28 protein-coding genes and 1 pseudogene are annotated in these 25,848 nt (G+C 68.4%); 16 read left to right on the forward strand and 13 right to left on the reverse strand.

Translation table 11 applies throughout. The features are described from left to right. Positions 1-2 precede the first annotated feature (2 nt). The gene (locus tag ACFU6I_RS15945) at positions 3-716 is read right to left on the reverse strand and encodes an SDR family NAD(P)-dependent oxidoreductase (protein WP_384366245.1); all 714 of its coding nucleotides are present in this window, start codon (positions 714-716) and stop codon (positions 3-5) included. Positions 717-1,009: 293 nt separating this feature from the next. Here ACFU6I_RS15945 and nthB point away from each other — a divergent pair, with 293 nt between their 5' ends. The 4 genes from nthB (at position 1,010) to ACFU6I_RS15965 (ending at position 4,672) form a co-directional block, all read left to right on the forward strand. Beyond that, complete coding sequence (gene nthB, locus ACFU6I_RS15950; RefSeq protein ID WP_384366248.1) at positions 1,010-1,681, forward strand: nitrile hydratase subunit beta; 672 nt, start codon at positions 1,010-1,012, stop codon at positions 1,679-1,681. Continuing rightward, positions 1,678-2,277 carry a nitrile hydratase subunit alpha gene (nthA, locus tag ACFU6I_RS15955; RefSeq protein WP_384366251.1) on the forward strand — a complete coding sequence of 200 codons (600 nt, stop codon included), beginning with the start codon at positions 1,678-1,680 and terminating at the stop codon, positions 2,275-2,277. Before nthB ends, nthA begins: the two co-directional genes overlap by 4 nt. Beyond that, positions 2,274-2,636: a nitrile hydratase accessory protein gene (locus ACFU6I_RS15960; RefSeq protein WP_384366254.1), complete on the forward strand. Its 363-nt coding sequence runs from the start codon at positions 2,274-2,276 to the stop codon at positions 2,634-2,636. The genes nthA and ACFU6I_RS15960 overlap by 4 nt, the downstream gene beginning before the upstream one ends. A gap of 578 nt (positions 2,637-3,214) precedes the next feature. Further along, on the forward strand, positions 3,215-4,672 hold the full coding sequence (locus ACFU6I_RS15965) for a dihydrolipoyl dehydrogenase family protein (RefSeq protein ID WP_384366257.1): 1,458 nt from the start codon (positions 3,215-3,217) through the stop codon (positions 4,670-4,672). Positions 4,673-4,951: 279 nt separating this feature from the next. On the opposite strand, the gene ACFU6I_RS15970 is transcribed toward ACFU6I_RS15965, so the two are convergent. Continuing rightward, complete coding sequence (locus tag ACFU6I_RS15970) at positions 4,952-5,131, reverse strand: SDR family oxidoreductase (protein WP_384366260.1); 180 nt, start codon at positions 5,129-5,131, stop codon at positions 4,952-4,954. Positions 5,132-5,311: 180 nt separating this feature from the next. Between ACFU6I_RS15970 and ACFU6I_RS15975 the strand changes: the two genes are divergently transcribed. From ACFU6I_RS15975 to ACFU6I_RS15985, 3 genes are all read left to right on the forward strand, one after another. Beyond that, entirely contained in the window at positions 5,312-5,803 is a 492-nt protein-coding gene (locus ACFU6I_RS15975; protein WP_384366264.1) for a cupin domain-containing protein, read from the forward strand. 403 nt (positions 5,804-6,206) lie between these two features. Further along, positions 6,207-7,358, forward strand: coding sequence for a PP2C family protein-serine/threonine phosphatase (locus tag ACFU6I_RS15980; RefSeq protein ID WP_384366267.1), 1,152 nt, complete (start codon positions 6,207-6,209; stop codon positions 7,356-7,358). An 803-nt stretch (positions 7,359-8,161) separates the two neighbouring features. Next, on the forward strand, positions 8,162-8,344 hold the full coding sequence (locus ACFU6I_RS15985; RefSeq protein ID WP_384366270.1) for a hypothetical protein: 183 nt from the start codon (positions 8,162-8,164) through the stop codon (positions 8,342-8,344). 1,170 nt (positions 8,345-9,514) lie between these two features. Here the strand turns inward: ACFU6I_RS15985 and ACFU6I_RS15990 are convergent. Then, on the reverse strand, positions 9,515-10,441 hold the full coding sequence (locus ACFU6I_RS15990) for an ABC transporter substrate-binding protein (protein ID WP_384366272.1): 927 nt from the start codon (positions 10,439-10,441) through the stop codon (positions 9,515-9,517). A 90-nt stretch (positions 10,442-10,531) separates the two neighbouring features. After that, positions 10,532-11,494 (reverse strand): M24 family metallopeptidase, encoded by a 963-nt coding sequence (locus tag ACFU6I_RS15995; RefSeq protein WP_384366275.1) that lies wholly within the window; start codon positions 11,492-11,494, stop codon positions 10,532-10,534. A gap of 178 nt (positions 11,495-11,672) precedes the next feature. Between ACFU6I_RS15995 and ACFU6I_RS16000 the strand changes: the two genes are divergently transcribed. From ACFU6I_RS16000 to ACFU6I_RS16010, 3 genes are all read left to right on the forward strand, one after another. Next, a complete protein-coding gene (locus tag ACFU6I_RS16000; protein ID WP_384366278.1) occupies positions 11,673-12,104 on the forward strand; it encodes a peptidase M23 in 432 nt (143 codons plus the stop codon). Between the two features lie 280 nt (positions 12,105-12,384). After that, positions 12,385-13,173: a class I SAM-dependent methyltransferase gene (locus ACFU6I_RS16005; protein WP_384366281.1), complete on the forward strand. Its 789-nt coding sequence runs from the start codon at positions 12,385-12,387 to the stop codon at positions 13,171-13,173. A gap of 174 nt (positions 13,174-13,347) precedes the next feature. Continuing rightward, positions 13,348-14,616, forward strand: a complete 1,269-nt coding sequence (locus ACFU6I_RS16010) for an IS701 family transposase (protein ID WP_384366367.1) — start codon at positions 13,348-13,350, stop codon at positions 14,614-14,616. Positions 14,617-14,840: 224 nt separating this feature from the next. On the opposite strand, the gene ACFU6I_RS16015 is transcribed toward ACFU6I_RS16010, so the two are convergent. After that, on the reverse strand, positions 14,841-14,990 hold the full coding sequence (locus ACFU6I_RS16015) for a hypothetical protein (protein ID WP_384366284.1): 150 nt from the start codon (positions 14,988-14,990) through the stop codon (positions 14,841-14,843). 101 nt (positions 14,991-15,091) lie between these two features. Here ACFU6I_RS16015 and ACFU6I_RS16020 point away from each other — a divergent pair, with 101 nt between their 5' ends. Then, positions 15,092-15,559, forward strand: a complete 468-nt coding sequence (locus tag ACFU6I_RS16020) for a hypothetical protein (RefSeq protein WP_384366287.1) — start codon at positions 15,092-15,094, stop codon at positions 15,557-15,559. A 317-nt stretch (positions 15,560-15,876) separates the two neighbouring features. Continuing rightward, complete coding sequence (locus ACFU6I_RS16025; RefSeq protein ID WP_216372758.1) at positions 15,877-16,230, forward strand: VOC family protein; 354 nt, start codon at positions 15,877-15,879, stop codon at positions 16,228-16,230. Positions 16,231-16,725: 495 nt separating this feature from the next. Here ACFU6I_RS16025 and ACFU6I_RS16030 read toward each other — a convergent pair whose 3' ends face one another. Both ACFU6I_RS16030 and ACFU6I_RS16035 read right to left on the reverse strand, forming a co-directional pair. Further along, on the reverse strand, positions 16,726-17,370 hold the full coding sequence (locus ACFU6I_RS16030; protein WP_384366291.1) for a hypothetical protein: 645 nt from the start codon (positions 17,368-17,370) through the stop codon (positions 16,726-16,728). Positions 17,371-17,506: 136 nt separating this feature from the next. Beyond that, the gene (locus tag ACFU6I_RS16035; protein WP_384366294.1) at positions 17,507-18,556 is read right to left on the reverse strand and encodes a GlxA family transcriptional regulator; all 1,050 of its coding nucleotides are present in this window, start codon (positions 18,554-18,556) and stop codon (positions 17,507-17,509) included. A 139-nt stretch (positions 18,557-18,695) separates the two neighbouring features. Here ACFU6I_RS16035 and ACFU6I_RS16040 point away from each other — a divergent pair, with 139 nt between their 5' ends. Then, positions 18,696-19,526, forward strand: a complete 831-nt coding sequence (locus tag ACFU6I_RS16040; RefSeq protein ID WP_384366297.1) for a dienelactone hydrolase family protein — start codon at positions 18,696-18,698, stop codon at positions 19,524-19,526. Positions 19,527-19,765: 239 nt separating this feature from the next. Here ACFU6I_RS16040 and ACFU6I_RS16045 read toward each other — a convergent pair whose 3' ends face one another. Then, complete coding sequence (locus ACFU6I_RS16045) at positions 19,766-20,107, reverse strand: hypothetical protein (protein ID WP_384366300.1); 342 nt, start codon at positions 20,105-20,107, stop codon at positions 19,766-19,768. 402 nt (positions 20,108-20,509) lie between these two features. On the opposite strand from ACFU6I_RS16045, the gene ACFU6I_RS16050 reads away from it, so the two are divergent. The 3 genes and pseudogenes from ACFU6I_RS16050 to ACFU6I_RS16060 all read left to right on the forward strand — a co-directional run bounded on the left by ACFU6I_RS16050 (position 20,510) and on the right by ACFU6I_RS16060 (position 22,084). Next, positions 20,510-20,923, forward strand: a complete 414-nt coding sequence (locus tag ACFU6I_RS16050; RefSeq protein WP_384366303.1) for a GNAT family N-acetyltransferase — start codon at positions 20,510-20,512, stop codon at positions 20,921-20,923. A 120-nt stretch (positions 20,924-21,043) separates the two neighbouring features. Then, positions 21,044-21,193: pseudogene (locus ACFU6I_RS16055) on the forward strand (FtsK/SpoIIIE domain-containing protein); the annotation flags it as partial. 183 nt (positions 21,194-21,376) lie between these two features. Then, complete coding sequence (locus tag ACFU6I_RS16060; RefSeq protein ID WP_384366306.1) at positions 21,377-22,084, forward strand: DUF6461 domain-containing protein; 708 nt, start codon at positions 21,377-21,379, stop codon at positions 22,082-22,084. A gap of 286 nt (positions 22,085-22,370) precedes the next feature. Here the strand turns inward: ACFU6I_RS16060 and ACFU6I_RS16065 are convergent, their stop codons facing one another. From ACFU6I_RS16065 to ACFU6I_RS16085, 5 genes are all read right to left on the reverse strand, one after another. Next, positions 22,371-22,706 carry a YnfA family protein gene (locus ACFU6I_RS16065; protein ID WP_384366309.1) on the reverse strand — a complete coding sequence of 112 codons (336 nt, stop codon included), beginning with the start codon at positions 22,704-22,706 and terminating at the stop codon, positions 22,371-22,373. A gap of 11 nt (positions 22,707-22,717) precedes the next feature. Next, complete coding sequence (locus ACFU6I_RS16070; protein WP_384366312.1) at positions 22,718-23,032, reverse strand: hypothetical protein; 315 nt, start codon at positions 23,030-23,032, stop codon at positions 22,718-22,720. Beyond that, complete coding sequence (locus tag ACFU6I_RS16075) at positions 23,013-23,459, reverse strand: MerR family transcriptional regulator (protein WP_384366315.1); 447 nt, start codon at positions 23,457-23,459, stop codon at positions 23,013-23,015. The genes ACFU6I_RS16070 and ACFU6I_RS16075 overlap by 20 nt, the downstream gene beginning before the upstream one ends. Then, positions 23,456-23,791, reverse strand: a complete 336-nt coding sequence (locus tag ACFU6I_RS16080) for a hypothetical protein (protein ID WP_384366318.1) — start codon at positions 23,789-23,791, stop codon at positions 23,456-23,458. The genes ACFU6I_RS16075 and ACFU6I_RS16080 overlap by 4 nt, the downstream gene beginning before the upstream one ends. A gap of 263 nt (positions 23,792-24,054) precedes the next feature. Beyond that, a complete protein-coding gene (locus ACFU6I_RS16085; RefSeq protein ID WP_384366321.1) occupies positions 24,055-25,563 on the reverse strand; it encodes a competence protein CoiA in 1,509 nt (502 codons plus the stop codon). Positions 25,564-25,848 lie beyond the last annotated feature (285 nt).

Below are 25,848 nucleotides of genomic sequence, written 5' to 3' on the forward strand. Positions count from 1 at the left end.
CGTCAGTGGCCGGCGCTCATACCGCCGTCGACGTGGAGGATCTCGCCGGTGACGAACGGGGCATTCTCCAGGTAGATCACCGCGTCGACGATGTCGCTCACCTCGCCCATCCGGCCGACCGGGTGTAGTACGGCGAGAGCCTGGTGTGTCTCCGCAGGGTGCATGGGGGTCTTGATGGTCCCCGGGGAGACGGCGTTGGTGCGGATGCCACGGGTGGCGTACTCGATGGCAAGGGACTTGGTGGCGGATTGCAGGCCGCCCTTGGTCAGCGAAGCTAGCACCGAGGGGACGTTGGAGTCGGCGTTGTCGACCAGGCTGGTGGTGATGTTGACGATGTGGCCGCCGCCCTGGGCGAGCATGTGCGGGATGGCCAGCTGGGTAATACGGAAGAACCCGGTCAGGTTCACGCCGGTCGCTGAGGCGAAATCGTCCTGGGTGTAGTCGGTGAACGGCTTGGCGACGAAGAGTCCCGCGTTGTTGACCAGGGTGTCGATACGGCCGAATCGTTCGATACCCGCAGCGATCACGCGATCGGCGGTGGCGGAGTCGGCGATGTCGCCCTGCACGGTCACGATACTTGCGTCGTCGGCGGGGGCGATCGAGCGCGAGGTGGCGACGACGGCATATCCGAGTTGTCGGTAGGCATCGACCAGACCGGCGCCGATGCCCTGCGACGCGCCGGTGATGACTGCAACCTTCTGGCCTTGAGAGCTCATGATTACCTTCTCCGAAATGAGATTGAGGTTCTTCGAGTTCTAGGCGACCGATCGCATATCTGGAAATTACGTGCAGGACGGGACGAAGTCAAAGATCAACAGAGCCGGAATGCCCGTTGGTGCCCTTTGCGGTCCGCCTCGCCGGACCATCGAGTCAGGGCCTTGCGCATCTCGTCAGGGTGGGGGAGCGGACGGCGGGTTCACATGCGGCCGATGCTGTGACGCCGAGGGCACCACCCGTCTACTATTCGAGCGAATATGTCCACTCTTGCAGGCATATGAGGGATCGTGTGATGGATGGTATTGCCGATATGGGGGGAACCCCGGGATGGGGCCCCGTCCATCCGCCGAGACGCGATGAACCTGTTTTCGAGGAGCCCTGGCAGGGCCGGGCATTCGCGCTTGCGATCCTCTCCAGCCGCGTTGCGTGCGGTGGTATCAACACGGACGCCTTCCGGCACGCGTTGGAGCGCCTGGACCTAGCCGCCTACCTGGACGACGGCTACTACGGGCGCTGGCTCAACGCCGGGGAGCTGATGCTCACCGACAGCGCCGTCCTGGCGCCGGGCGCGATCAACGCCCGCGCCTTAAACCTGCGTGGTGAACACGTCGAGGAACCGCCCGTCCCGGAGCCCGCCCGGCCCGACTACGCACCGGCCGCCGAGGGTTCGCTGCGCACCGTGGACGCCGCTCCGGTCTTCGCCGTCGGCGAGCGTGTGCGCGCCAAGGACATGTCGCCGCCCGGACACACTCGACTGCCGGGCTACGTGCGGGGCCACACCGGCATCGTCGAGCTCATCCAGCCCGCCGCGGTGCTGCCGGACACCAACGCGCACTTCCTGGGCGAGAATCCGCAGCACGTCTACTCGGTACGGTTCGACTCGCACGAGCTGTGGGGCGCCGACGCCGAACCCTTCGCGCTCACCGCAGAGCTGTACGAGAGCTACCTGGAGACAACCGCATGACCACCACCGGCGGACCGGGCGAGAGGCTTCCCGCGGCCCTGCGCACCGAGGCGCTCGAGCAACTGCTCACCGAGCGCGGCCTGATCGACCCGAAGGTGATGAACGAAATCATCACCACCTACGAGACCGGCGTGGGACCGCTCAACGGAGCCAAGGTCGTCGCCAAGGCGTGGACCGACCCGGAGTACCGGCGGCGGCTGCTCGAAGACGGCACCGCCGCCATCAAGGAGCTGGGCTTCTCGGGGCAGCAGGGCGAGCACATCGTCGTCGTGGAGAACACCGCGAGCACCCACAACGTGGTGGTCTGCACGCTGTGCTCGTGCTACCCGTGGCCGGTGCTCGGCCTGCCGCCGAGCTGGTACAAGGACCCCGCCTACCGCGCGCGGATCGTCAGGGAGCCGCGTACGGTGCTGGCCGAGATGGGACTCGAACTCCCCGACGACGTGCGGATCACCGTCCGCGACTCCACCAGCGAGGTGCGCTGGCTGGTGCTGCCCGAACGTCCGGCCGGCACCGCTCACCTGTCCGAGGAAGAGCTCGTGCCGCTGGTGACGAGGGACGCGATGGTGGGCGTGGCGAAGGCCGAGGCCCCATGAACGCGCCGTTGGACATCGAGGGCCCGGCCGCACCGCCCCGCTCCAACGGTGAGTTGGTGTTCGCCGAGCCGTGGGAGAGCCGTGCCTTCGGCATGGCCGTCAGTTTGTACGAAGCCGGCGCGTTCACCTGGCCGCAATTCCAGGCCGCGTTGATCGACCGGATCGCTGCCTGGGAGAGCGCGTCGGCGCGGGAGGAGCCCTACAACTACTATCTGCTCTGGCTGGGTGCCCTGGAGGACGTGCTCGTCGACCTGCGCGCCCTGTGTGCGGACGAGGTCACCGCACGCACGAAGGCCCTGGCGCAACGTCCCGAGGGCCATGACCACCGTCACGATGGCAACCATCCGCACTCACACTGATCCGCGGCGTCCTTGCCCCGACAGCGGACCGCGCCCCGCCGCCACACATTCTCCCTGTGGCGACGCAGCGCGTCGTGCAGCCACGCACGCAGCACTCCGCACGGCGTCCGGTTTCTGAGCCCTGAGGACCGGTCGGCCGCGTTGATGGGTCTTGATCTCGTCGAAGACCAACTCGATATGCAGCGAAAGTACCCTGCGCCTCGTGCCTCAGAACGCCTGACGAGTAAGAGGAGCATCAGTCGTGGTCTTCGCGGGAGGCGCTGTCTGGTGCTGTGGCTGGGAAGGTTTGCCGGGAAGCTCGTGGCGTCCGGTGCGGTGCGTCGCGAGGCGGAGGATCGCCCTCGTGCTGGACTCGGGTGATGCGACAACGCGGCGAGGTGTCGTGCCGGGTGCCGCGAGCCGGTGAACCTTTCCGGGAGCGGCATGAGGGCCGGACGGTGTGCGTGCGGCCGCAAGGGGCGCACGGATGGCCGTTGTCGGTGACTCCTACGGCCAAGGTATGACGTCGTGCGCGCACCGGGCGGTTATATGAGCCGGGGGGTGTGGTTTTGTCAGCCCCGATCGGACGCGAGGGAGCAATGAGCGAAGCACGCGAGAACCAGGAAGACGGTGCTTACGACGTGGTCGTGCTGGGGGCGGGCCCGGTCGGCCAGAACGTCGCCGACCGCGCCCGCGCCGCCGGCCTCACTGTGGCCGTGGTGGAACGTGAGCTGGTCGGAGGCGAATGCTCCTACTGGGCTTGCGTCCCCAGCAAGGCCCTGTTGAGGCCAGTCATCGCGGTTGCCGACGCCCGCCGGGTGGACGGTGCCCGGCAGGCCGTCACCGGCAGGCTCGACACCGACCGAGTCTTCGCCCGGCGGGACCACTACGTCAGCGACTGGGACGACAGCGGACAGGCCGAGTGGGTGAAGTCCATCGGCGCCGACCTCTTCCGCGGCCACGGCCGCATCGACGGCCCCCGGCGTACCACGGTCACCAGGGACGACGGCGCACGCTTCACCCTCACCGCCCGGCACGCGGTGGCCATCGCCACCGGCAGCCGACCACTGCTGCCCGACATTCCGGGCCTTCAGGAGGCCCGGCCCTGGACGAACCGGCAGGGCACCGACTCCAGTGCCGTGCCCGCCCGGCTCGCCATCGTCGGAGGCGGCGGGGTCGGCATCGAGATGGCAACCCTCTGGCAGGGCCTGGGCTCGCAGGTCATCTTGCTTGCCCGCCGCGGTCTGATCCCCCGCATGGAACCCTTCGCGGGCGAGCTTGTCGCACGCGGCCTCACCGAGGCGGGCGTGGATGTGCGGATCGGCACCCAGGTCACCGCCCTGCGCCGTCCGGACCCAACCGGCCCCGTCACCCTCACCCTCGACGACGGCAGCGAACTCCAGACCGACGAGGTCATGGTCGCCACCGGCCGGACCCCCGGCACCGACGACATCGGCCTGGACACGGTCGGCCTCACCCCCGGCACGTGGCTGGAGGTGGACACCACGTGCCTGGTCCGCGGGGTCGACGGCGCATGGCTGTACGCCGTCGGCGACGTCAACCACCGCGCTCTGCTCACCCACCAGGGCAAGTATCAGGCGCGGACCGTCGGCGACGCCATCGGCGCCCGCGCCGCGGGCCTGCCCGTGGAAGACGGCCCGTGGGGAGACCATGCCACCACCGCCGATCAGTGCGCCGTGCCTCAGGTTTTCTTCACCGATCCCGAGGCGGCCGCCGTGGGCCTGACCGCCGAGCAGGCGGCCCGGGCCGGCCACCGCGTCAAGGTCGTCGACCTCGATTTCGACGTCGCGCAGGGCGCCGATCTCTACGCCGACAACTACCAGGGCCACGCGCGGATGGTGGTCGACCTCGACCGGGAAGTACTGCTCGGGGTGACTTTCGTCGGACCGGGAGTCAGCGAACTGCTGCACTCAGCGACCGTCGCGGTCGCCGGCGAGGTCCCGCTCAAACGGCTCAGGCACGCCATCGCCTGCTTCCCGACCGTCAGTGAGATCTGGCTCTTCCTTCTCGCTGCCTACCACCGCGACCGCACCTGAGCGGTGTGGGGTCCGCCTCAGAACGCGGGCGCCGAGGGCATGGTTGCCGCTCCGGGTAGGCCGAAGGCGGGAGAGACGGCGTGGCTACTCACGCCAAGCGGAAGCGGCACCCCGGAACGTGCGACTACTCGTGCGTGCCTCAGGCCGCTATCGCGCCCCGGCGCGGATAGACGCCCGGGGGCGTGGCGGTGGGCGAGCGGTCGGCCGGTGGGGCCCCTAGCTAGGCCGTGCCCGCACCGCGCCGCGCCGGAAAGGGCCGTAACCGGTCCGCGGGGGGCTTCAGACCTGTGCCATGCCGCCGTCGGCGAAGAGCTCGATGCCGGTGATGAAGGTGGACGCGTTGCTGGAGAGGAAGGCTGCGGCCTTGCCCATCTCGCGGGGGTCGGCGATCCGGCCGGTGGGATTGCCCTCGCCCATCTTCCGGACCGCGGCGGGGACGACGTCGGCGCCCTGCGCCATGCCGAGAGCAGAGCGATCTTCAGAAAAAGAAGGTCTGCTGAAGGAACACGCAGCCTCCGGCGGACTCCGCGGTCCGGTGCGTGGTCGATTCGATCGGGGCCGGCTCAGCGGGGTGCTGCACGACGCCTGCCCAGGCCCCTCCTGTGCGGTGCTCCACCGCCGACCCGAAAGGAAGTCGCCATGTCCTACCCAGAGCCCCGCTATTTCGGCGAAAGGGGCCAGGTCAGCGCACTGTTCCGACCTGCATCCCCGCAGCCCGACACCGGCTTCAGCGGCGCCGCCATCAGCTACGTGGCCAAGCAGGAGAACACCAACGGCGAGTTCGGCCTGTACAAGATCGACATGGGGCCGAAGACCATGGGAGCCACGGAACACTTCCACCGTACGATCTCCGAGTCCTGCTACGTCCTGTCCGGCGAGGTCCGGCTCTACAACGGCGAACGCTGGGTCACAGGAGGCGAGGGAGACTTCCTCTACGTACCGGCCGGCGGGCTCCACGCCTTCCAGAACGACAGCGACGACCCGGTGTCGCTGCTGCTGCTCTTCACACCGGGAGCTCCCAGGGAGGAGTACTTCGAGAAGGCGGTGGAATACTCACAGCGCAGCCGCGAAGAGTTGAAAGCCTTCCGGGTCAGGCACGACCAGTACAACACCGACATGCTCGACGACTAGACTGAACTGAGTGCTGCGGTCCCTGCGTCACACGCCCGGGACTGCCCGAAAGCGGCCGGGCCGGTGCGGCCCGTCAGTCCCCGGCACCTCAACCACTCACACCCGGTGACGGCTCGTCAAGAGCGCCTGCGGCGTCGCTCCGCGGTGAGCCGCGCTCACCCTGGACGACCCGCCCCGTTTCGCGCCGATCCTGGCTGGCTATCGGGCGGCCCCTCCTGTGTGGTGTCCGTTCGCAGGTCAGCGGCCTGTGGGTGGGGAGCCAAGGTGAGCAGGTCTGGGGAACCCCTGAGCAGGGGTGGTCAAGCAGTACACCGGTAACAGGTGGGGGCCCGCGCCCCGGCCTCATCCGTAGCCAACAGCCCGGGAACATGCGTCACCTCGGGCGAGGTACACAATGAGGTGTATGGGTGTCCAGCGCGCCTCGGTGGACCGCCTCCTTGAGCAGCCGTCGGGCCGTGGAATGGTGGCCATACCGCTCGCGCTGATCATCGTGATCACTGTGGTGGACCTGCACTCTCCGGCCGATGTCCATCTGGGGCCGTTTCTGGTCGTTGCGCCCGCACTCGCTGCCTCCTTCGTCGGCCCATGGCTGACTGCGGCGATCGGCGTTCTGGCTGTGGTCGCTCAGGTATTCATCGCTGTTCTGCACGGCGGGCTGGCCACGGCCAACCACATTTCGCAGATCAGCGCCCTGACCGTGCTCTCCGCCTTGGTGGTTTTCGTCTGCTATGTGCGGGAGCGGCGCGGCCGTCAGCTGAGCCGGGCACGATCGGTGGCCGAGACGGCACAGCGAGCTCTGCTGCGGCCTCCTCCCCGCCGGATCGGGCCGTTGCGTGTGTCCTGGCTGTATCTGGCCGCCGAGGACGAGACCCAGATCGGCGGCGACCTGTTTGCGATCGCCCGCGCCGCCCACCCGGGCACACGAGTGATCATCGGTGATGTCCGGGGCAAGGGCATGGCCGCCATCGGCGAGGCATCGGTGGTGCTGGGCGCATTCCGTGAGGGTGCTCACCGGTACGCCACGCTGCCCGAGCTCACCGCGGCACTCGAGGAGAGCTTCTGCCTGAACGTCGAGGAGGTGGCCGATACCAAGCACGACCCCGGAGAGCACTTCATCACCGCCCTCATACTCGACATTCCCGACCACGACTCACAGGCCCAGATGATCAACTGCGGCCATCCACCGCCCCTGCTGGTACACGATCACCAGGTGACGACCCTGCACTCGCGCCGCCCCGCACCCCCGCTGGGCATGTGCGCACTGCCCGCCGCATTGCCCGCCTCAAGCCACCGCACCGACCCGTTCCCCTTCGAAACCGGCGACATCCTCCTGCTTTACACCGACGGCGTCATCGAAGCCCGCTCACCGACCGGAGCCTTCTACCCGCTCGCCGAGCGCGTCGCCTCCTTCCCCACCTCCAGCCCCGATGCCCTGCTGCGTCACATCCACGCCGACCTGCTCGCCCATGTCGGCGAGGTACCCACCGACGACGCCGCTCTCCTGGCCATCGAACACACCGCCTTCCACCAGCTCCACGGGCCGCACCTGGAGTAAGTTCATCACCAAGCGCTTCCCGGCTGGTCAAGATCTGCATCCGGGCGCCGCCGGGGCCGCTGAGCAGCGCGATCCGGATGTCGGCCTCGGGTATTTCGGTCCACTACTCCTCGACGAACCCCAACGCCTGCGGTGAAACGAGATTGGCGGTCGAGGTCGGCGACGGAGAGACCGACGTGGTGGAAGGAACGCACGGGTGTGGTGGGATCGCCTCCGGGCGGTCAGTGAGCGGTGAATCCGCCGTCGACGGGCAGAGCGGTTCCAGTGACGAAACTGGAGACCGGGAGCACAGCCAAAGGACGGCGTCGGCGATCTCTTCGAGCTCGCCGGTCCTGCCGATGGGGTGGGACGCCACCCGGGTCGCCATGACGTCGGGGGAGCGGCCCTGGGTGATGAGCGGGTCGCCCCGCCGACACCACTGTCGCTGACAACTACGAGGCCCGCTACGCGGGATTGTCGAACAGGACGCGGACATCGACGAGTTGCTATGGCTGCGGACCGTGCCGTCGGGGTGCAGCGGCTCCGAGATCAGCTTCCGGGGCCTGGAGGGCCTGGTCGTCGCCCAGCTGCTGTTCGGGTTGCAGCAACGCTGCCGGCGCGGGTCGAAGACCGACATCGGCGGGCTGTGCTCGCTCTTTGACCGCACCATCCGTGACCCGCGCGGCCTGCTGGAGCCACGTGGAGCGTGTCCTGCTCACGCACGGCCAGGTACGCGAGCACGAGCTCCCCGTGGCCGCGGGGAAGGCTGGTGACCCGTGTTGGGCAGGGTTCGCGCGCCGATACGGACTCGACCCGGCCGGCCGGTGCAGTGGGAGGTCGAAGCGCTCGACCCGGCCGAGCTTCAGCGCCTGGTCCTCGCCGCTGTCGCTCCGTACCTCGACGAGACCGTATTCGACGACCACATCGCGGAGGAAGAACGGCAACGGGGCCAGCTCAGGGCATTCGCCGATGAGTGGCCCTCCAGTCGTTCACCGGGCCGTGGGTGACTCGTGGCCGCGGGTCTGGGATTTCGGACCGCGCCTTGGCCGGGGTTCGGCTCAGGCGGGGTGGGGTCGGGGCCAGTGGGCCAGGCCGCCACGCCGCGAGCACGCTGCGCGGTTCGTCGTCGACCAGCGCCACCGCGCCCGCACCCCCGGGCGGCTACCTTCCGCAAGTTCACGAACGACGAATGGATTTGGCGGTGGGATCCGGCGGAGTGGCTGCCGCCGACCGCCTCCGCACAGTGCACCTACGGCGCCGACTGGGTCGGGACAAAGCTCCGCTGGAAGCTCACCACGGACGACAAGGATCGGGCCGCGCTCGAGAAGCTTGCGAAGGGCTGCTCCGACACGGTGATGGAGTACGAGGTCGCCTGATCGACTGTGCCGTACCGCTGCTGTCCACTGCCGCCAAGAGTCTTTCCACCGAGCTCTCTGCCGCCTGAGTGTCAACCAGCAGTGTGGCCCGCCTGCTCGATCCCGGCGAGCGGCGGGCCACACGTCTTGAAGCGCGGGCTCAGCTCCTGATCGGCTCAGCCTGAGCTCGATGCCGAGCTCCTTCCGCCGGGCGGTGTCGACGACCAGCGTCGCCGAGGCGGCATCCGGTGGCTACGACTCGACGGTGGTGGCCGGCGCGGGTGGGTGGCTTCAGGGAGTCCGAGGGTTGCATCGGGACAGCCTCCTTGCGAGGCGCTCCGGTGCCGAGCCGAGCTGAACCCTCACGCTAGTCATATGATTACCAGTCATCTGATGTCTTGTGAAAGAGGTCGGCCACGAAAAGAATGAAGCGGCCTCAATCTTCACAATCTTGAGCGTTGCCTGTTCTTGCTCTAGTTGATCTCTACGCCTCTGTCTGGGCACGGCTGGTATCAGCGCTGGCGACGGTGATGGCGGGACCGCAGTACGGAGGGCCTGCGCTCGCGCGGCCCCGCATCCCGCCCGAAACCGAACGAGGTACTGTTCGCCTCCTTGGAAGAGGAGCTGGCCACCCTCTTTCGGCCGCGAAGGAGCCGCCGCGCGCAGGACGCTGGCCCTGCCGAGCTCGGCGTTCTCTTTCTAGGGGCCGGACTCCTGGCTGCGCCCCTGGGTCGGACGGGGGCGCGGAGCCAGGGGCGGAGGGTGGCTGTGCCCGTGAACAGCAACGCCTTCGAGAAGGCCGCAGGAGATCTCTTGGGGACGTCAGCTGGACGCCGGCGGCTCCTTCGCCGGATCGGCGACATCCATGGCCTGAGTGTCCACTAGGTCGTCGTACGGAATCGGCGCACGCAGCAGCGGAACGTCATGCTGGAAGGAAATCCAACGGTCGTAGGCAGGGCGATCGATGCGAACGCTTTCCCACGTTCTGGTGCTCAGCAAATGCCCTGTCACCGTGCGCAGTACCGCCGGATCAATGTCCGGGAACAGCGTGAGGGCCAGCTTTGTCAGATCGTCGGCTTGCGTGTTCACCAGCCGGTTCATCGCTCCCTGAACAGCCGTCAGGAACCGGCCGAGGCGATCGGACAGTTCGTCGAGTCGGTCTCGACGCACGTAATAGACGCTGTTCGGTATCGGGCCCCCGACGTCGGCCAGCAGCAGGCTCATGACGCCGACGCCTCGGTGCTGCAGATCCGCTGCAGTGACGAGATTGGCCAAGAGCGCGTCCCCGAGTCCGCTCTCGAACAGCTCAGTCAACATCTCAGTGGACAGATCCCGGACAAAACGGGTCGCCGAGGGATCCACTCCCGCCTCACGCATCAGACCAGCAGTGAAGGTGTAACCTGCGGTACCGCCGGCGCCCGGGACCACCATGGTCTTGCCCCGGAGCCAGGACCAATCGAACTCACCGAGCCTGGCCCGGGTGACGACGGCTTGCGCGTAACGGCCGTTGAGTTGACCGACGGCGACCAGGTCACGGGCGGTGCCGTGGTACATCGCCGGCACCCACAGCCCACCCAGCGCGACGTCTGCCTCGCCGCTGGCCAGGTCGGTCAGCACGTTTTCCCATGGATCCTGCGGGCGCCGGATCACCTGCAGTCCTTGCTCGGCGAACAGCCCGGCGTCCTCGGCCACGTTCTGTGGCAGATAGTTGGGGTTCCACCCGGTCGACGTTACGGTCAGTTGATCCACGTTGTCGCTTCTTTCCGATCGGCCGGCCGTGCCGGCTGATCTTGTGTGGGGTTTGCCGGCGTAATGCTGTGTACGCCGGCCGGTGCAGGCTTACCCCTGGGCGGGCGCTCGGTAGGGCTCGAGTGGTGTGTGGTGGCTGAGGTTTTCGTAGCCGTCCTCGGTGACCAGGTACAGGTCACCGATGTTGGAGCCGGCTACCAGGGGCTCGAGCCACTGTGCGTGCAGCACGAAGACCATGCCTGGTTGCATGATGTCGGTGTTGTGGGAGGTGACGTTGTACTCCGGTCCGCCCGGCGGCAGGTCGATCTGATGTCCCAGGTTCGGGTTGTGCGGACCAAGAGTCGCCGGGTAGACGTGCATCAGTTTGCGGCCCTGAGCTTCCCAGTCCTTGTCCGCGACATACTGGTAGGGCACCGCACGTGGCGTCCCGTCCGGCATCGCCTCCCAGTTGAACGGCATGTCCCGTGTCCGCTTCGAGGTCAGATACCCCCGCTCCACGTACGCGTCGAACGCCGCATCATGCAACGTGCTCAGCGCCAGGCCCGGGCGGATCAACTTCTCCGCACGCCGGACCGCGTCGACGGTCATCTCCAGGACTTCTTCCTGCTTCGCCGTCGGCGTGCCCACCACCATCATTCGAGCCGTCTGCGCCGCATACCCGTGATAGGTCACGTTCGACACGTAGAGGTTCAGTACGTCGCCGTCACGGATCACTCGCCCGTACGGCTTGCCGCAGTGTGTCCCGAACTCGTTGACCCCGAGCTGGTATCCGTCCCCGGTCTCGCCACCCCGTGACATCTGCGCATACGTGAACGCCGCATACACCTCGTAGTCGGTGACCCCAGCACCACCAGCATCAAGGCGTACGAGGACGACGCCGGAGGCGTCTACCTCACGCGGGGGGAGGGGGAAACCGTCTGGTTCTGCGACTCGGTCACGGCCGACAGGCAAGGCACTCAGGGAGCGGACGGCGACGGGGCCACGCCGGTATGCGCGTCGGCGCGGCGCGACGGATATGGATGGCGTCTGTCTTTCAGCCACAGCGCGGGACACATGCGGCGTCCACCAGCGCTGGAGCCGCCGGACGGGCGGAATCGGGTCAACGTTTCCGTCCTCTCTGTCAGCTCATCCGCACCGGCCATACGATTTGCATGCTTTCGCATCAAGGCGCCACCTGCTCATCGCTCTTCGCACGTGCCCTCCTTGCATCATTCACTGACATAGGAGCACCATGCGTCTCAAGAGAATCTCCCTGGCCGCTGCCGCCGTCTCAGCCGCGTCCGTCATGGGTGTCGTGATCCCGGCAGGCTCCGCGAGCGCGGCCCCGGCGCCCACGCCCACCGCATCCGTGGCACCCGCAACGTCCCGTGCCGCAGCCACCGTGGCGGTGTACGTATGGGGGACCAACGTGGCCGTCCGTGCTTACGAGTCGGCCAACAACTGCTTGAACCGCCCGTCCACCAGCTGCCGTCTGCTGGGCCGCGTCACTAAGGTCGCCGGTCAGGCCACCTGCCAGAAGCAGGGGCAGTCGGTCACCGCCGAGGGGACCACGAACGACTGGTGGACCTTCCTCGACCCGAACGGATCCGTCCCCGGTGGATGGGTCAGCAACATCTACATCCAGGGCGGACACAAGATCGCTGGCGTGCCCGACTGCGCCTGACCGCAGAGCCGCACGGTTGTTCCACCACGTGCCTGACCGCGGGCCGGAGACTTCGTGTCTCCGGCCCGCACGCTGAGCTGTTTCCAACCTGAATCACCTCGGATTCGATAGAAATGCCGCTTAGTACTCCAGTGCGGTTTCGTGATCACGTGCGGGTCGACTGCGCCCGGACCTGCCCGAAGCTCGTTGAGTCGAGCCGCAGTTACAGGCGGGCTCTGTGGGCAGACATATTGATGGTCAGGCCAGGAACCGAACTGCTGCAGCACACGTCTCCCGCACCATGATCTCAAGCGAGCACCAAGAGCACGCGTTTTCCACCAGGCTGGCCTCGCCGCCCTCGGTGAGTGTGGATCCGTCGAAGGTCAACGACTACAACAGCTTCGCCGAGGCGTACACGGCCGCGAATGAAACCAACCTGGTCAATGCCTACTACGAGCGTCCCGCGATGCTGGCCCTCGCTGGAGACGTGGCCGGCCGACGGATCCTCGACGCCGGCTGCGGCTCGGGCCTCCTGTTTGCCGCGCTGCGCGACCGTGGCGCCATTGTGAGTGGCTTCGACTCGAGTGCCGGGATGCTGGAGCTGGCTCGGCAGCGGCTCGGCGACGGTGCGGACCTGCAGGTGGCGGACCTGGGCAGCCCGCTTCCTTACCTTGATGACACGTTCGACGATGTAGTGGCGTCCCTGGTGCTGCACTACCTGGAGGACTGGGGGCCTGCTCTGGCCGAGCTGCGACGCATACTCAAGCCCGGCGGTCGGCTGATCGCGTCTGTCGACCATCCCTTTGCCATCAACCTCATACACCGCGAGGCCGGTCGCGAGGGCGAGTGCAACTATTTCGACACCACCAACTGGACCGTAGAGTGGACCATAGGCGGCCAGACCGCCCTGGTGAGTCGCTGGCACAGGCCGCTGCACGCGATGATCGAGGCTTTCATCGGGGCCGGTTTCCGGATTACGGTCATCAGCGAGCCGGATCCTGATCCCGCCGCCCGCGAGCTGTTTCCCGAGGCCATCGCGGCCAAGCCGCGCTTCCTGTGCTTCCTGTTCTTCGCACTGCAAGCGGATTAGTACTCCGGTGTGCAGTTTCGCGATGGTCCAGGGCGACGACGGCCAGTACTGCAGCGCCTGACGCAGGCGGCCGCCGCGAGATGATCAAGGGTTGTGTGGACTCCTGAAGATCGTGCGGTGGCCGCGGGCCATAACGTAGACCCTGCCCGCTGGCGGGCGATGCTCGACCAGGTCATGGCCCGGATCGCAGGCCGGTTCGGGCGAGTTGAGCCCCGAGCCACGGCCCGCGCTTACCTGCTCGGGCTGCTATCGAGCGTCGAGCGGAAGAACTGCTGGCAGCTAGCCGAACAGGCGGGCCATAGTCGGCCCGGACCGATGCAACGCCTGCTGCGCCACGCCCGCTGGGACGCCGACGCCGTCCGCGACGACCTGCGTGCCTACGCCGCCGAACACCTCGGCACCGACGGCAGCGTTCTCGTCGTCGACGAGACCGGCTTCCTGAAAAAGGGCCGGTTGTCGGCAGGGGTGCAGCGGCAGTACACCGGCACCGCAGGCCGTATCGAGAACGCCCAGGTCGGCGTGTTCCTCGCCCTGGCCACCAGCCGGGGACGGGCCCTGATCGACCGACGGCTCTACCTCCCGGAACGCTCCTGGTCCGCTGATCCCGAACGCCGTAACGCGGCAGGGATACCCCAGACGGTGCAGTTCGCCACCAAGCCCCGTCTGGCCGAGGAGATGATCACAGCCGCGCTCGATGCCGGAATCACCGCCTCCTGGGTGACCGGCGACGAAGCCTACGGCCAAGACCCCCAACTCCGCGCCGCGCTCGAGGCACGCGGCGTCGGCCACGTCCTGGCCGTCGCCTGCTCGACCCGGGTGAGGATCAACCACGGCCGCACTCCCGTCCGCGCGGATACCGTCGCCGGCCGCCTGCCCACCACGGCCTGGCACCGCCAGAGCGCCGGAAACGGGGCGAAAGGCCCGCGATACTACGACTGGGCCTGGGTCCACATCGGCACCGGCAGCCAGCGGCACCTGCTCATCCGACGCAACCGCTCCACCGGCGAACTCGCCTTCTACCTGTGCTGGTCACCCACCGCGGTGACGCTGTCCGCACTGGTCCGTGTCGCCGGTGTCCGCTGGAGCGTGGAGGAATGCTTCCAGGCCGCCAAGGGCCAGGTCGGACTCGATCACTACCAGGTCAGGCACTGGACCTCATGGCACCGGCACATCACGCTCGCCATGCTCGCCCTGGCCTTCCTGTCCGCCCTCGCCGCCGACGCGGCGCCCGAACGGCCTGCCGATGCACACCAACTTGCCCACAGCAGCGATCCGATCACGCTGACAGTCCCGGAAATCCGCCACCTACTCGCTGCCATCTTCAACCCACCGGCCATGACCGCGACCAGGCTGCTCCACTGGTCCAACTGGCGCAGATGCCACCAAGCCACAGCCCGACGCAGCCACTACCGACGACGGACGGCCAGCGAACCCACTGGATAGATCACGAAACCGCACTGGAGTATTAGTTGGCGTCGCCGAGCGGGCTGTTGCAGCGCCGGCCGGTTGCCGGGCGCCGTCGTGTCGATGTCGCCCGCACGGTCATCGCCCAGATCCTCTTCGCCAGCAGGGGATCGTGCTCACCTTCCGCTCCACCGAAATCACTGGGCCCCAGGAACAAGAAGAGAGCGCGGGTCGCTGGGCACTGCTGCTTGGTGGGGCATGGTTCAGTCCAGGCGGTCGTACGTGCCCGCCTCCCAGTCGTCCTGGTCGAGGTCGTCGAGGCTGTCCTCTCCCGCCGGGGCGTAGGTGCGGTGATCGAGACGGATGCCGCGTTCAGCGATGGCCTGCCACCTCACCGGCAAGATCGCCTGCACGACTTGGCGGCACACCATTGTGGGAAGCTCACGTCCGCCGCGCCCGAAGGCTGTCCGGGATCGCCAAGTACCTTCTGATGCAGGCGTGTTGGAATACCTTTATGGTCACTCCCGCTGACGGAACCACACACCTGAGTCCGGAGGAGTTCGCGCACCGCCTGCGTGTCGAGATCGCGCGGCTGAGAGACGAGGCGACGCGCCAGAGGAAACTTGCCCACCGCCGGGCCGAGTTCTGGACCAAGACGGACATCGCCCTCGGTTTCCCCGCGGCCCTGCTCGCGGGCACGGCGGGAGCGGCAGGACTGGCCTCGGCGGACGTGCGCGTTCCCGCCGCCCTCGCCGCTCTGGCCTCTGCCGGGTTCGCGGCGGGATCGGGCTTCCTGCGCAGCGACACCAGGCGCCGCGCCAATAAGCGCGCCCGGCACGCATGGGCCTCGGTCGAGGCCAGGGCCGTGGTGGCACTGACCCAGGAGCACGTGACCCACGAGGACCTTGGCGACCTGCTGGAATGCCGCCAGGCTGCGCTGGCGGCCTACGACGGCGAGGAGCCCCAGCCTGGGTCGTCGTGATCCGCAGCCCCTCGGCTGCCGCCCCGCCGTGGACGCCACGGTGGGACGCTGGAGCTCGTCATCACCAGCGGCAAGAAGAAGGGCCAGCACCCGTCACCGGCTACCGTCATGCGGATGCTGCGCGAACACGACGAACAGGCCACCGCGACCGCAGAGGCGTGATCCACCGCTACCTTGCGGCTGGTGTCTGAGCCAGGACTCCGAGGCCGTGTCCGCTCTCCTGTCACTGCCGGGAGATGATGAGCCAGGGTCGCCGGGGCGGCCCGCCCCTCGACGGAGGGACGGGTGGGCCGCCGGTCCTGTCTATGCTCGGGCCCATGGCACTGGAATGGGAACAGATCATCGTCGACTCCGCCGACCCCGTCGCTCTCGGGCGCTGGTGGGCCGAGGCTCTCGGCTGGGTGGTGGTCGACGAATCCGAGGAGATCATCGAGATCCGGCCTGAGCCGGACCAGATGCCGGGGCTGCTCTTCGTGCCTGTCCCCGAGGGCAAGACGTCGAAGAACCGGCTCCACCCCGACTTCCGCCCCGACGACCAGGAGGCCGAGGTCGCCCGGCTGCTCTCCCTCGGTGCCCGGCGCGCCGACACCGTGCAGGACGAGCAGCACTGGGTGACCCTCCTCGACCCGGAGGGCAACGAGTTCTGCGTCCTGAGTGAGCGGAAGAGCTGAGCGGAAGCACTGGCGGAAGCGCTGAGCGGAGGCCGGGCAGTTGTCCGGGCCCCGACGTCCCACACAGCAACACGGACAGAATTGACACGGAAGCCGGATGGCGGTGGCGCGGCGCACCCGAGCGGGCCGGCACCGCCGGGTTCGTGCCGCGCGAGTTCCTGTTCTCCTGCCCGGACTGTCCTGCGGTTCTCTGACCTACGCGGCACGACGTCGCGACGGCCTAGCCCAAGATCATCTCGTGGCGGGTTTGGAGCGTATCTGGGTCACACCCCTCAAAGTTCGCTGACACAGGACAACTCCCAAACTCATCGACATTGTCAAGTGACGGGACCGCGCGGTGACTCCCGAAGCCATCGACAAACGACTCCCGTTCTCGGTTCTGGCACACATTCCGTGAAAGATCTCGCTGGTTCTCGCCGGCAGGAGGCGCGCGCGTCATGTGAGCTGCGCGGACCACGCCTCACCGGGGTCCGGTGAGGCCGGACTTGAGATCGCTCACGGAATGTGTGCCAGAACCCGTTCTCGCGTACAAAGCCATGCGCCCGGTGCCTGCTTACTCCTGCTCTGCTGATGGTGGGTGAGTACCGGTCCGGTCGGGGTCGGTTCTTCGGTGCGCGGTGGTTGGGGTTTATCGGTGGGCCCAGGTGGTGGCGGCCTGGATGGGGGTGGGCCGGGTGGCGTCTCGGGGGCGGGTGGTGGGGCCGAGGACGTTGCCGAAGGCGGTGATGAGTTCTTCGATCCGGCTGGTGGTTCCCTGGTCTGGGGTCTGGGGTGCCGGGGGGTGGTGTGCTCGCTGGTGGCCTGTTGCCAGAGGGGTTCGAAGTAGGCGTACTCCCCGTCGAGCGTCTGGACGGGTACCTGGACGTCTTCCCAGGTGCCGGTCGTGGCTCCGTTGAGGAGGTCGGTGATGCGGTCCTGGGCCAGGGTGTGGCCGCTGTTGACGGACACCGACCAGGGGGTGGGGTTTCCTGCCCGTTGGTGCAGGTAGCGCAGGGCGGAGGCGAGCGTCTCGGGCCGGGACGTGCGGCTGCGGCGGGCGTCGGCGTCCTCCCAGACCTTCCGGAGGACCTCGGGGTCGGCGCCGCAGGCACGGGCGATCGACGCTGTTGCCTCCCAGCTCGGAAACCGTTCCCTGTTCATGGTCCGCGACAGAAAGATGGGGGAGAGCTTGGTCTTCTTGCTGAGTGTCCGCAGGCTGCACTGGGAGGCGCGTTGGAGGCACGCCCTCCTTTTGATCACGGGCCGCGCAACCCGGCGAGGGTTTGCGGTCGCAGCACTACAAGAGGCCGCCGTCCAGGGCGGATGCCCGGGCCGTGCGGCGGAAGGCGGCCCGGTAGGCGCTCGGGCGGTGGCCAGTGTGGCGGGTGAAGAGGGCAGCGAAGGTGCCGGGGTCCTGGTAGCCGACGGCCGTGGCGACGGCAGCGACGGTGCGGTCGGTCGTCTCCAGAAGGTGGCGGGCGCGGCGGACCCGGGAGGCCTGCAGATGGGCCAGAGGGCTGCGTCCGGTTTCTTCGGCGAAGCGGCGAAGCAGCGTGCGGGTGCTGACCCGGAAGGCGTCCGCGAGCGCGGCGAGGTCGTAGCGCTCGGCGAGGTTCTGATCGAGTCGCCGCATGACCTGCTGGGAGAACTCCCGGCCGGGCTGCGGGAGGAGCCGCGGGTCGACGTACGGGGTCTGGGAGGTCCGCGCGTCGTCGACGAGCGTCAACCGCGCGGTGATGCGGGCCACCCGGGCGCCGTTGTGTCGGCGGATCAGGTCCAGCGCGAAGTCGTACATGGCGCTGAAGGCAGCCGTGGTCGTCACCCCCGTGTCGGTGACTACCAGGTGCTCGGGCTGCACGTCGGTGTCCGGGCAGCGCCTGGCCAGTTCGCCGGCATGCAGCCAGGAGGTGGTGGCCCGGCGCCGGTCGAGGAGCCCGGCCTCGGCGAGCATGAACGCGCCGACGCAGAGGGAGACGACGGCGGTGCCGGCGGCGGCCTGCGCGCGGATGGCCGCGATCTCGGGGGCAAGCCGGGCGAGTCGCGCATCGAGGTCCGTGTCCGGGCGGAGTTCGAAGCCGGGGACCACGAGGACATCGACCTTGTGCAAGGGACGCACGTCCAGGCTCGCGCCGCCCGCGGCGGTGACCCGGCGGCGGGGCGAGACAACCGACACCCGGTAGCCGGGCGCGTCCGGTCCGGCGACGTGCCCGGCCATCGTCAACAGGTCGGGGACGCCAAACACTTCGGACGCGAAGCAGTCCGGGTACGCCAGGACTCCGACCCGCAGCGCACCCGGTCCGGCGCCCGGACCCGTACCGTCCTGCGCCTGCCGCGCCGCTTCCGCCATCGCTCCCCTACCCCCTGGTGTCCCGGACCCGGGTCGCCGACCGCGTACCGCTCGCCTCCCGCGCGAGTGGCGATATTACCCCTGACCTTGGCGATCCCGCCCCTCACCCGGCGGCCGTCCCCAGGAGCAGGCTGGCCCCATGAGCGACGACGATCCGATCACCGACTTCACCCGCCGGAGCGTGGCCGTGGAAGGGGTGGAGAAGACGGTGTACGTGGCCGGAGCCGGGCCCGCGGTCGTAGTGCTGCCCGAGATGCCGGGCATCAGTCCCGACGTCCTGCGGCTCGCGCGCTGGGTGCGGGACGCGGGCTTCACCGTCCATGTGCCCTCCCTGTTCGGGACGGACGGCGCCTTCCCCACGGTCAAGGGCGGCCGGGAGGTCGTCCGCCGCGCCTGTGTCAGTGCGGAGTTCCGCGCCTTCGCCGGGGGCGGCACCAGCCCAGTGACGGCCTGGCTGCGCGGCCTGGCGCGTCAGGCCCACACCGCGTGCGGTGGGCCGGGGGTGGGCGCGATCGGTCTGTGCTTCACCGGCAACTTCGCCCTCACCATGGCCCTGGAGCAAGCGGTGATCGCCCCGGTGGTCAACCACCCGTCGCTGCCGCTCGACGACCCCGGCGGACTCGAACTCGACGCGGCGGACGCGCGCGCGGTGCGCGACCGGCTCGACCGCGACGGACTCACCGTCCTCGCCTACCGCTTCGAGGGCGACCGCTGGTGCACGGGGCAGCGCTTCGCCGCCTACCGCGCGCTGCTCGGCGACGCCTTCGACGGGCGCGTCCTCCCGGACAACGCCGCCAACCCGGCCCCACCGCCCTTCTTCGCCGACCAGGTCGGCACCCCGCACAGCGTCGTCACCGCCCATCTCGTCGACGAGGCCGGCCACCCCACTGTCCGGGCCCGCGACGAGATCCTCGCCTTCCTCACCGACCGCCTGCAGCCTCACGAGAACCGACCGCTGCCCGCCACCTGACCGTGCCCTTGCCGCCCGGCATCCTGCCTCGTACGCCTGCTGGGATGTCCTGCAGCACCCTGACCCGGCGATCGGGGACTGCCGGAGCCGCCCGTACACGACACGCCGCGCCTACCTGCTGCCATCCGGCGTGAAGAACCGCCCACGGGCCGTCGTTCGGGGCGTCGGCCTGGTCGTCAAAACCGGCGAAGGTTACTCACGCCCCAGTCATCACAAGAAGGGCACCAAACCCAGACGTGTCACGAACTGAGTGACAAGCAGCCGGTGAGGTCACGGCCGTCGAGGACCTCGACAGAGCTGACTGTGGCCTGGGATTGGTCGATCCCCAGGAAGAAGACGGCTTCGCCCTCTCGTTCCAGTACAACGATCCATGGGGCGACCACAGGTGACGGTTTGGTCAGCAAAATCTCGCAGGTGGGGGAGCAGGAGCAGACCCCATAGAAGGGGAGATCCACGATCGAGTCGGCGAGCGGGTCCCCTGGTTGAGATGCGCGCAGCAACTCGGTGATCTCAGCGACGAGATCCGGGTACGCGTCCTTCAGCCGCTGGTCGCGCTGCCCCGGCCCGGTCCGATTCTCCATACCGAGAGCATGCCAGGCACGTCGACGCCCGGTAGTCGCTCTACGGAGAACGCGACATCCGCCGGACGATAAACGACAAGCTCAGTGCGCTGTCCGGTCTTGTGAACATTTCGAATACCTGTCGGCGCACACTGACTCGCAAAGAGGCGTACAGATGCTGCTCGTGTTCGTGAACAGAGCCACCCCGCCGCCGGTTTGGTCACTCTCCGATGTGTGCTCATCCCTGACCGGAGGGTGCACCCCGTACGCGCGGGGACGGCCTCCCTCACGGCCGTCTGCCCGGATAACCTCATGGGCGTCCGCGACACACCTCTGACACAGGCTCCCGTCATGGCTTGGCCAACTTCTCAGCTCGCGGCATCTAGCCTTTCGGTTCGGCACCCGGCCAGGAAGAATGCCGCAATGATCACTCAGATTTCGAACGATGACCTGCCGCTATTTGATCGAGCAGCCCGCCAGTTCAGGGGAGCTCCCGCCAACGAGGCGTTCCTCGACTCGCCGGGCGTGTTGGCCTTCGTGGCAAGCGATGGTGACGAGGTCCTGGGATGGTGCTGGGGCTATCACCTGGTGCGGCCTGACGCTTCCATGATGCTCTACGTCCATGGACTGGATGTGGTAGAGACCCGCCGCCGCACAGGGATTGGACGAGGTCTCCTAAAGGCGTTCATAGCGGCGGGCAGGAAGGCTGGAGCCTCCACGATGTTTGTGTTCACGGCTGAATCGAATGTGGCTGCTCGATCCCTCTACGAGTCCATGGGAGGCGGGCCGCCAGCCCAGGGCCCGTCGGTGAACTACTGGTTCTTGCTTGATTCGTAAGGGCGCCCATTGCTGGGGAGACCGGGACCCGCAGGCCCGGTTCCCGGTGAAGCCCGCGGGTGATTACGCGGATGGCGCGGAGAGGCTTTGGGCTGGAGCTGCCATGGGGTGAGAGATCGGCAAGTTCCCGTCGCGTTGCGAGTGGACGGTCTTCCGCACCTGCGGGACTTCCGGGCCATCGCTCACGAACTCGTCATGGGTGCAACTGAGTCGGGTAAGTCGGTCTACCTGCGTGGGCTGATCTCCGGGCTGGCCTCTCAGTCGGTCGCGCCCGGTGCCGGCGGTGTTCTGTCGGCCGGCTCGTAGGTCCGTTGGGCATTCGTCAAGGAATGGGTGCTGGACGGCGAGAAGTTCCTGGTCAACATAATTTGAGGCCGTAGCCTTGCGCCGTCCCACCGATCCCGGAGGGACGGCGCAAGGCGGGCGACGGGAATTCAGGAAGTGAGAGTTCGGATGACCTCGACAAACCCTTGGAGCTGGGCCGACGACCAGCTGGTGTCCTTCAATCTCGTACGCGACCGCTCTCTGGTCGACCTGTTGCGGTTCTACGACGCCGATCCCGCCGGGGCACGGACGGTGATGCGAAAGGAGTCCGACGCTGCCTTCGGGCTGCCGGACGAGGGAACGGTTCTGCGCGTGGGCCGGGCCGGCGCGTGGTCGTTCTGCTTCGAGAACTGGCTGCCTGTGGGATTCGACCCGGGGCTGCTCGAGCGGCTCTCCGCGGGTACGGACACCATCCACTACTTCCGAAACCCCAAGGGAGGCCGGTTCGTCAATCATCTGCGCGACGGCCGGGACCTGGAGCGTTTCGAACTGGGCATGCCGCCGGCTCCGTCGGAGGAAGCGCCACTGGGCCTTCACCGAGCGATCGAGCAGCGGGCCGGGGAGATGGAAAAGGGCCTCGACTATCCCGAGCACCGCGCACTCTGGGAGGTTCTGAGCGAACTGGTCGGTGTTCGCCTGGACAACGCACTCGTCAACGGTCCGCTGCTCACCGTCCTTCGCCCCAGCGGACCGCTCAGATACGACACCCAGGGCCCCGCGGCGCACGGGAACGGGCCTGTGTCTTCACCACCCGTCGGCGGTCCCAGCCGGCGCGGACTGGGAAGGTCGCTCGGCCCGCTCATCCCCTGGAAGCCGGAGGTGCCGGACGGCCGTTGAGAGGCGGAGCACGGATGCGAGAGTTTCCGACTGGGCCTTCCTGCGACTGGGCCGGCGAGGCGGGCTGGCGTGACGACGGGGTCGGTCAGTTCGACGACCACGATCTGATACCTGGCCAAAAGCTCCCGTGACACCGCAGACGCCAGCGACAGTTCGTAGACCACGGGCCCGAAGATGCTCGGATCGTCCATGGAACAGGCCAGCTCCCGTGGCAGCCGGTCCCATCCCCCGAACGGCTCCCCGGCCTCCGACACGGCCCGCTCTGGGCACGGCGGCCGAGGCGTAGTCAGTTGCTGCGGGGCGCGTACATGATCACGGCCATTCCACCGAGGCAGACGAGGGCGCCGATGACGTCGAAGCGGTCGGGCCGGTAGCCATCGGTGACCATGCCCCAGGCGATCGACCCGGCCACGAAGATCCCGCCGTACGCGGCGAGGATGCGCCCGAAGTTGTCGTCGGACTGGAAGGTCGCCACCACGCCGTAGAGGCCGAGGGCGATGACGCCGGCGCCGATCCAGATCCATCCCTTGTGCTCGCGGATGCCCTGCCACACCAGCCAGGCGCCGCCGATCTCGAAGAGGGCGGCGACGACGAACAGGGCAACGGAACGAGCGACAGTCATACCGGCTGACCCTACCGACGACCCGCGCCGCTGATCTTCAGCGGGTCGGCTGACGTCTGGCAGTCGCACCCGCCCTCACCAGCGGTCTTCGGTGCGCAGGCGCAGGCGCGGCGGCGCTGGTCGAGCCACCAGGTGCCGGCGGCGAGGACGGCCAGGGCGAGGGCGAGGGCGGGCAGCCAGCCCACCACCGCCCCGGCCCCGGCGCCGACGACCCCGGCGGTGATCAGGACGGGCAGCGCGCAGCACGCCACGCAGGCCAGGGCGGCCAGTGCCCCGAGCGCCTTCGAGGCGCGGTGGGGGCGGGGGTCAGCAGCAGGGTCCGGCATGGCGGTTCTCCTCGGCAAGGTCGGTGAAGGGGATGGGGCAGCAGGGGCTGGAGGCGCAGACGATCAGGTCGTCGCAGCCCGCTTCGACGGCGGCGGCCAGGGCGGTGCGGATGGTGGTCAGGTCGGCGATCTTCGCGTCGACCTTGGCGAGCTTGGCCGCCGCGCGGTCCTGAAGGCCCGGCACGGGGCGGCCGTGCCGGTGGCGGCCGGCCTCCAGGAGTTCGGCGACCTCCTCCAGCGTGAACCCGAGCCGCTGAGCGGCCTTGATCACCCGCAGGGCGGTCACCGCGTCCTCGCTGTAGAGGCGGTGGCCGCCGTTGCTGCGTTCCGGCTCGGCCAGCAAGCCGCGCCGCTCGTAGTAGCGCAGCGTCTGGACGTTCACCCCGGCGGCCTCGGCGACCTGCCCGCTGCGCAGGCCCGTGCTCACCGCTGCTCCCCGGCGGCAGCGGTCCAGGCGGCGAGGGCGTGCAGGACCGGCTCGTGCGCCTGGTCCACCGCGATGTCCAGTCGGACCACGTCCTGGCCGGCGGTGGTGGTGAAGGTGAAGAACGAGCAGCAGCCTCTCTCGCGCTCCACCAGGTCACGGACCCGGTCCTCCACTCCTTCTCCGCCGGCCAGCTCAAGGCGCAGATGGAGCGGTTGCGGCCTCGACAGCGAGGTCATCCGCTCGGCGAACAGCGCATCCCACTCGGCGACCCGCAGGGGCCGCTCCTCGGTGGGCAGGGTGCATGACTGCGGCACCCACGCAAGATCACTCATCGCGCTCACTCCCGTCATCACGTCCCCGGTGGTGGGGACACCTCCGACGGTAAACCTGTACCTAGGTACAGGATGCAAGCGGCCGGCGCGGCTGTGTCCGGGGAGGTCCACTGAGCAGGTATGGGGGAGACCAGAGCAAGGGGTGGCCGTTTTCAAGGAGCCCCATCAGATGCTGCTCCCGGCGAACGTCTTCTGCCTGCCGAGCGGCTAGTGTGCAGCGGCCAGGAGGGGCCACCGAGACCACTACGCCGGCACTGCCACCATCACTGCCCAGGCCCCGGCGCCTGCCACGAGTGACGCGGCCCTGGGTGACTTGTCCGGTTGATGGGTGTGCTGCCGGTCCGGCGCCACGGCTTCTCGTACCTGCCACCGCACGCCCGGCATTGGGCTCGGAAGAGCGCGGAGGCGGGACCCATCTGGTCGCTCGGCTCGGCGGGGTATTCGGCGTTCTGGATTCTCGCGACGAGCTGCGGGGTGGTGCAGGTGCACGCGCGGGCACTGGACGTGTGCCGGCGGGAGCGAGCGGTGCCGGAGGGCGGGGCGTCGACGAAGTCGGTCCGGTAGCCGTCGATCGGCTTGTACGTGGTGCGCTTCTTGGCCTTCTCGAAGCGCTGTTGGCTGGTCTGGCTGGGGAAGATCAGGGGGAGCCCGGCCAGGAGCCGGAAGGCGTGGCCGCGGACGCGCCCGGGGTCCGGGTCGAAGACGGCGGCCGTGACGCCGTTCTCGTCGACGAGGGGTACGCCGCCGGCGTACCGGGGATCGCCGGTGCTCCAGCCCACGGTCGCGGTGACACCGTGCTCGTCGGCCAGTTTCGTCAGGGCCAGGTCGATGCCGGGGCGGAAGCGGATGGCGACCACCCGCAGTCTCCCGGTCTGTGCGGCACGGGCGGCTTGCTCGGCCGCGGTCGCCTCGGCAAGGGCCTTCGCGCGGGAGATCGCGTTCTTGGCACGGATCTCGTCCCGCTTCTTCTCTCGGGCCGCCCCTAGCGCGGCCATGCGGGTTTCGTACTCGCGCCGCCGGCGTTCGTCCTCGACGAGGTGGGTGTCCTCGGCGGTGATGTACTGCGGGGCCGTCCACACCGTGGCGAGCGACCGCTGCGGGTACCACAGCGGGGTTCGTGGGGTGTGCGGGACGACACGGCTGGCGAATGCCCAGGCGAGGAACTGGGTGAGGGACGCCGGAACGGCGCTCCAGCCACGGTCGGTGAACTTCACCAGCCCTTCGGCGATGGCCAGGCGCCTGGTCCCCTCGGGCTGCTCCAGGCGGATGGAGGGAACGGTGCCGAGCCAGGGTGGACGGGGTCGGTCGCTGAACCAGATCGAGGTGACGTCGTGCTCGCGCATCCGGTCGGTGCGGGCGGTGATGTCCGCAGCGGTGATCGGGGCGAGCTGGGCCTCCAGCGCCATCGCCCATCGGCCGCCCGGGTCGGTGGTCAGTACGTCGGCCCGCCAGGAGCCGTCAGGTGCCCGGACTTCCAGTTCGGCGTGGGCGCCGGCGTCCCGGGCCGCGCTGGCGAGCTCGAGCTTGAGGAGGTGGTGGGCCTCGGACTCGCCCTGGCGGGCGATCTCGCAGTCGGGGGCGTGCGGGGCATGGGCGAAGAACCGTAAGCCGCTGCGGGAGGTTTTCGCGTACATCGGATGCTGGCACTCGACGCAGGTGACCGGCGCGGGTGGCCGGGTCTTCCAGACCGCTTCCCAACTGCGTCCGCACCCGAGGTCGGGCAGGTGCGCGAAGACAGTTCCCCACTGCGCATGTACGGCCCTGAACGCCACGCTGGCCCCCTGCTGATCCGCGAGGAGGCCAGTGTGGCGCGGGGCACTGACACCGCATCAGGCCGCGGCGGGCTCCGACTCAGGGTCCTGGTCCTGCGGGGCGGGGACGGCAAGCTGGAGTCGGCTGCCCGGGGGTCGAGGAGCATCTGAACGAAAACCGGCGATACCCCCTCTAGAGATCTTTAATAGCTGGGGTTACGGAAGATTGCGAAACCACTCCCTGACCGTCAGGGCTCATCTGACTCCTGACGCGTCTAAGATGCGCTGCCGTGGGGGAGCCAAACA

Source organism: Streptomyces sp. NPDC057486 (assembly GCF_042802415.1).
Classification (GTDB): Bacteria; Actinomycetota; Actinomycetes; order Streptomycetales; family Streptomycetaceae; genus Streptomyces; species Streptomyces yanii.

What these genes read in the sequence shown, in the direction of transcription:
- ACFU6I_RS16020 (WP_384366287.1), top strand. Translation starts at nt 15,092, where the DNA reads ATGGTCACTCCCGCTGACGGAACCACACACCTGAGTCCGGAGGAGTTC.
- ACFU6I_RS16010 (WP_384366367.1), top strand. Translation starts at nt 13,348, where the DNA reads ATGGCCCGGATCGCAGGCCGGTTCGGGCGAGTTGAGCCCCGAGCCACG.
- ACFU6I_RS15980 (WP_384366267.1), top strand. Translation starts at nt 6,207, where the DNA reads ATGGGTGTCCAGCGCGCCTCGGTGGACCGCCTCCTTGAGCAGCCGTCG.
- ACFU6I_RS15965 (WP_384366257.1), top strand. Translation starts at nt 3,215, where the DNA reads ATGAGCGAAGCACGCGAGAACCAGGAAGACGGTGCTTACGACGTGGTC.
- ACFU6I_RS15975 (WP_384366264.1), top strand. Translation starts at nt 5,312, where the DNA reads ATGTCCTACCCAGAGCCCCGCTATTTCGGCGAAAGGGGCCAGGTCAGC.
- ACFU6I_RS15960 (WP_384366254.1), top strand. Translation starts at nt 2,274, where the DNA reads ATGAACGCGCCGTTGGACATCGAGGGCCCGGCCGCACCGCCCCGCTCC.
- nthA (WP_384366251.1), top strand. Translation starts at nt 1,678, where the DNA reads ATGACCACCACCGGCGGACCGGGCGAGAGGCTTCCCGCGGCCCTGCGC.
- ACFU6I_RS16000 (WP_384366278.1), top strand. Translation starts at nt 11,673, where the DNA reads ATGCGTCTCAAGAGAATCTCCCTGGCCGCTGCCGCCGTCTCAGCCGCG.
- nthB (WP_384366248.1), top strand. Translation starts at nt 1,010, where the DNA reads ATGGATGGTATTGCCGATATGGGGGGAACCCCGGGATGGGGCCCCGTC.
- ACFU6I_RS16060 (WP_384366306.1), top strand. Translation starts at nt 21,377, where the DNA reads ATGACCTCGACAAACCCTTGGAGCTGGGCCGACGACCAGCTGGTGTCC.
- ACFU6I_RS16065 (WP_384366309.1), bottom strand. Translation starts at nt 22,706, where the DNA reads ATGACTGTCGCTCGTTCCGTTGCCCTGTTCGTCGTCGCCGCCCTCTTC.
- ACFU6I_RS15970 (WP_384366260.1), bottom strand. Translation starts at nt 5,131, where the DNA reads ATGGCGCAGGGCGCCGACGTCGTCCCCGCCGCGGTCCGGAAGATGGGC.
- ACFU6I_RS16050 (WP_384366303.1), top strand. Translation starts at nt 20,510, where the DNA reads ATGATCACTCAGATTTCGAACGATGACCTGCCGCTATTTGATCGAGCA.
- ACFU6I_RS16025 (WP_216372758.1), top strand. Translation starts at nt 15,877, where the DNA reads ATGGCACTGGAATGGGAACAGATCATCGTCGACTCCGCCGACCCCGTC.
- ACFU6I_RS16045 (WP_384366300.1), bottom strand. Translation starts at nt 20,107, where the DNA reads ATGGAGAATCGGACCGGGCCGGGGCAGCGCGACCAGCGGCTGAAGGAC.
- ACFU6I_RS16030 (WP_384366291.1), bottom strand. Translation starts at nt 17,370, where the DNA reads ATGAACAGGGAACGGTTTCCGAGCTGGGAGGCAACAGCGTCGATCGCC.
- ACFU6I_RS16035 (WP_384366294.1), bottom strand. Translation starts at nt 18,556, where the DNA reads ATGGCGGAAGCGGCGCGGCAGGCGCAGGACGGTACGGGTCCGGGCGCC.
- ACFU6I_RS16070 (WP_384366312.1), bottom strand. Translation starts at nt 23,032, where the DNA reads ATGCCGGACCCTGCTGCTGACCCCCGCCCCCACCGCGCCTCGAAGGCG.
- ACFU6I_RS16080 (WP_384366318.1), bottom strand. Translation starts at nt 23,791, where the DNA reads ATGAGTGATCTTGCGTGGGTGCCGCAGTCATGCACCCTGCCCACCGAG.
- ACFU6I_RS16005 (WP_384366281.1), top strand. Translation starts at nt 12,385, where the DNA reads ATGATCTCAAGCGAGCACCAAGAGCACGCGTTTTCCACCAGGCTGGCC.
- ACFU6I_RS15945 (WP_384366245.1), bottom strand. Translation starts at nt 716, where the DNA reads ATGAGCTCTCAAGGCCAGAAGGTTGCAGTCATCACCGGCGCGTCGCAG.
- ACFU6I_RS16040 (WP_384366297.1), top strand. Translation starts at nt 18,696, where the DNA reads ATGAGCGACGACGATCCGATCACCGACTTCACCCGCCGGAGCGTGGCC.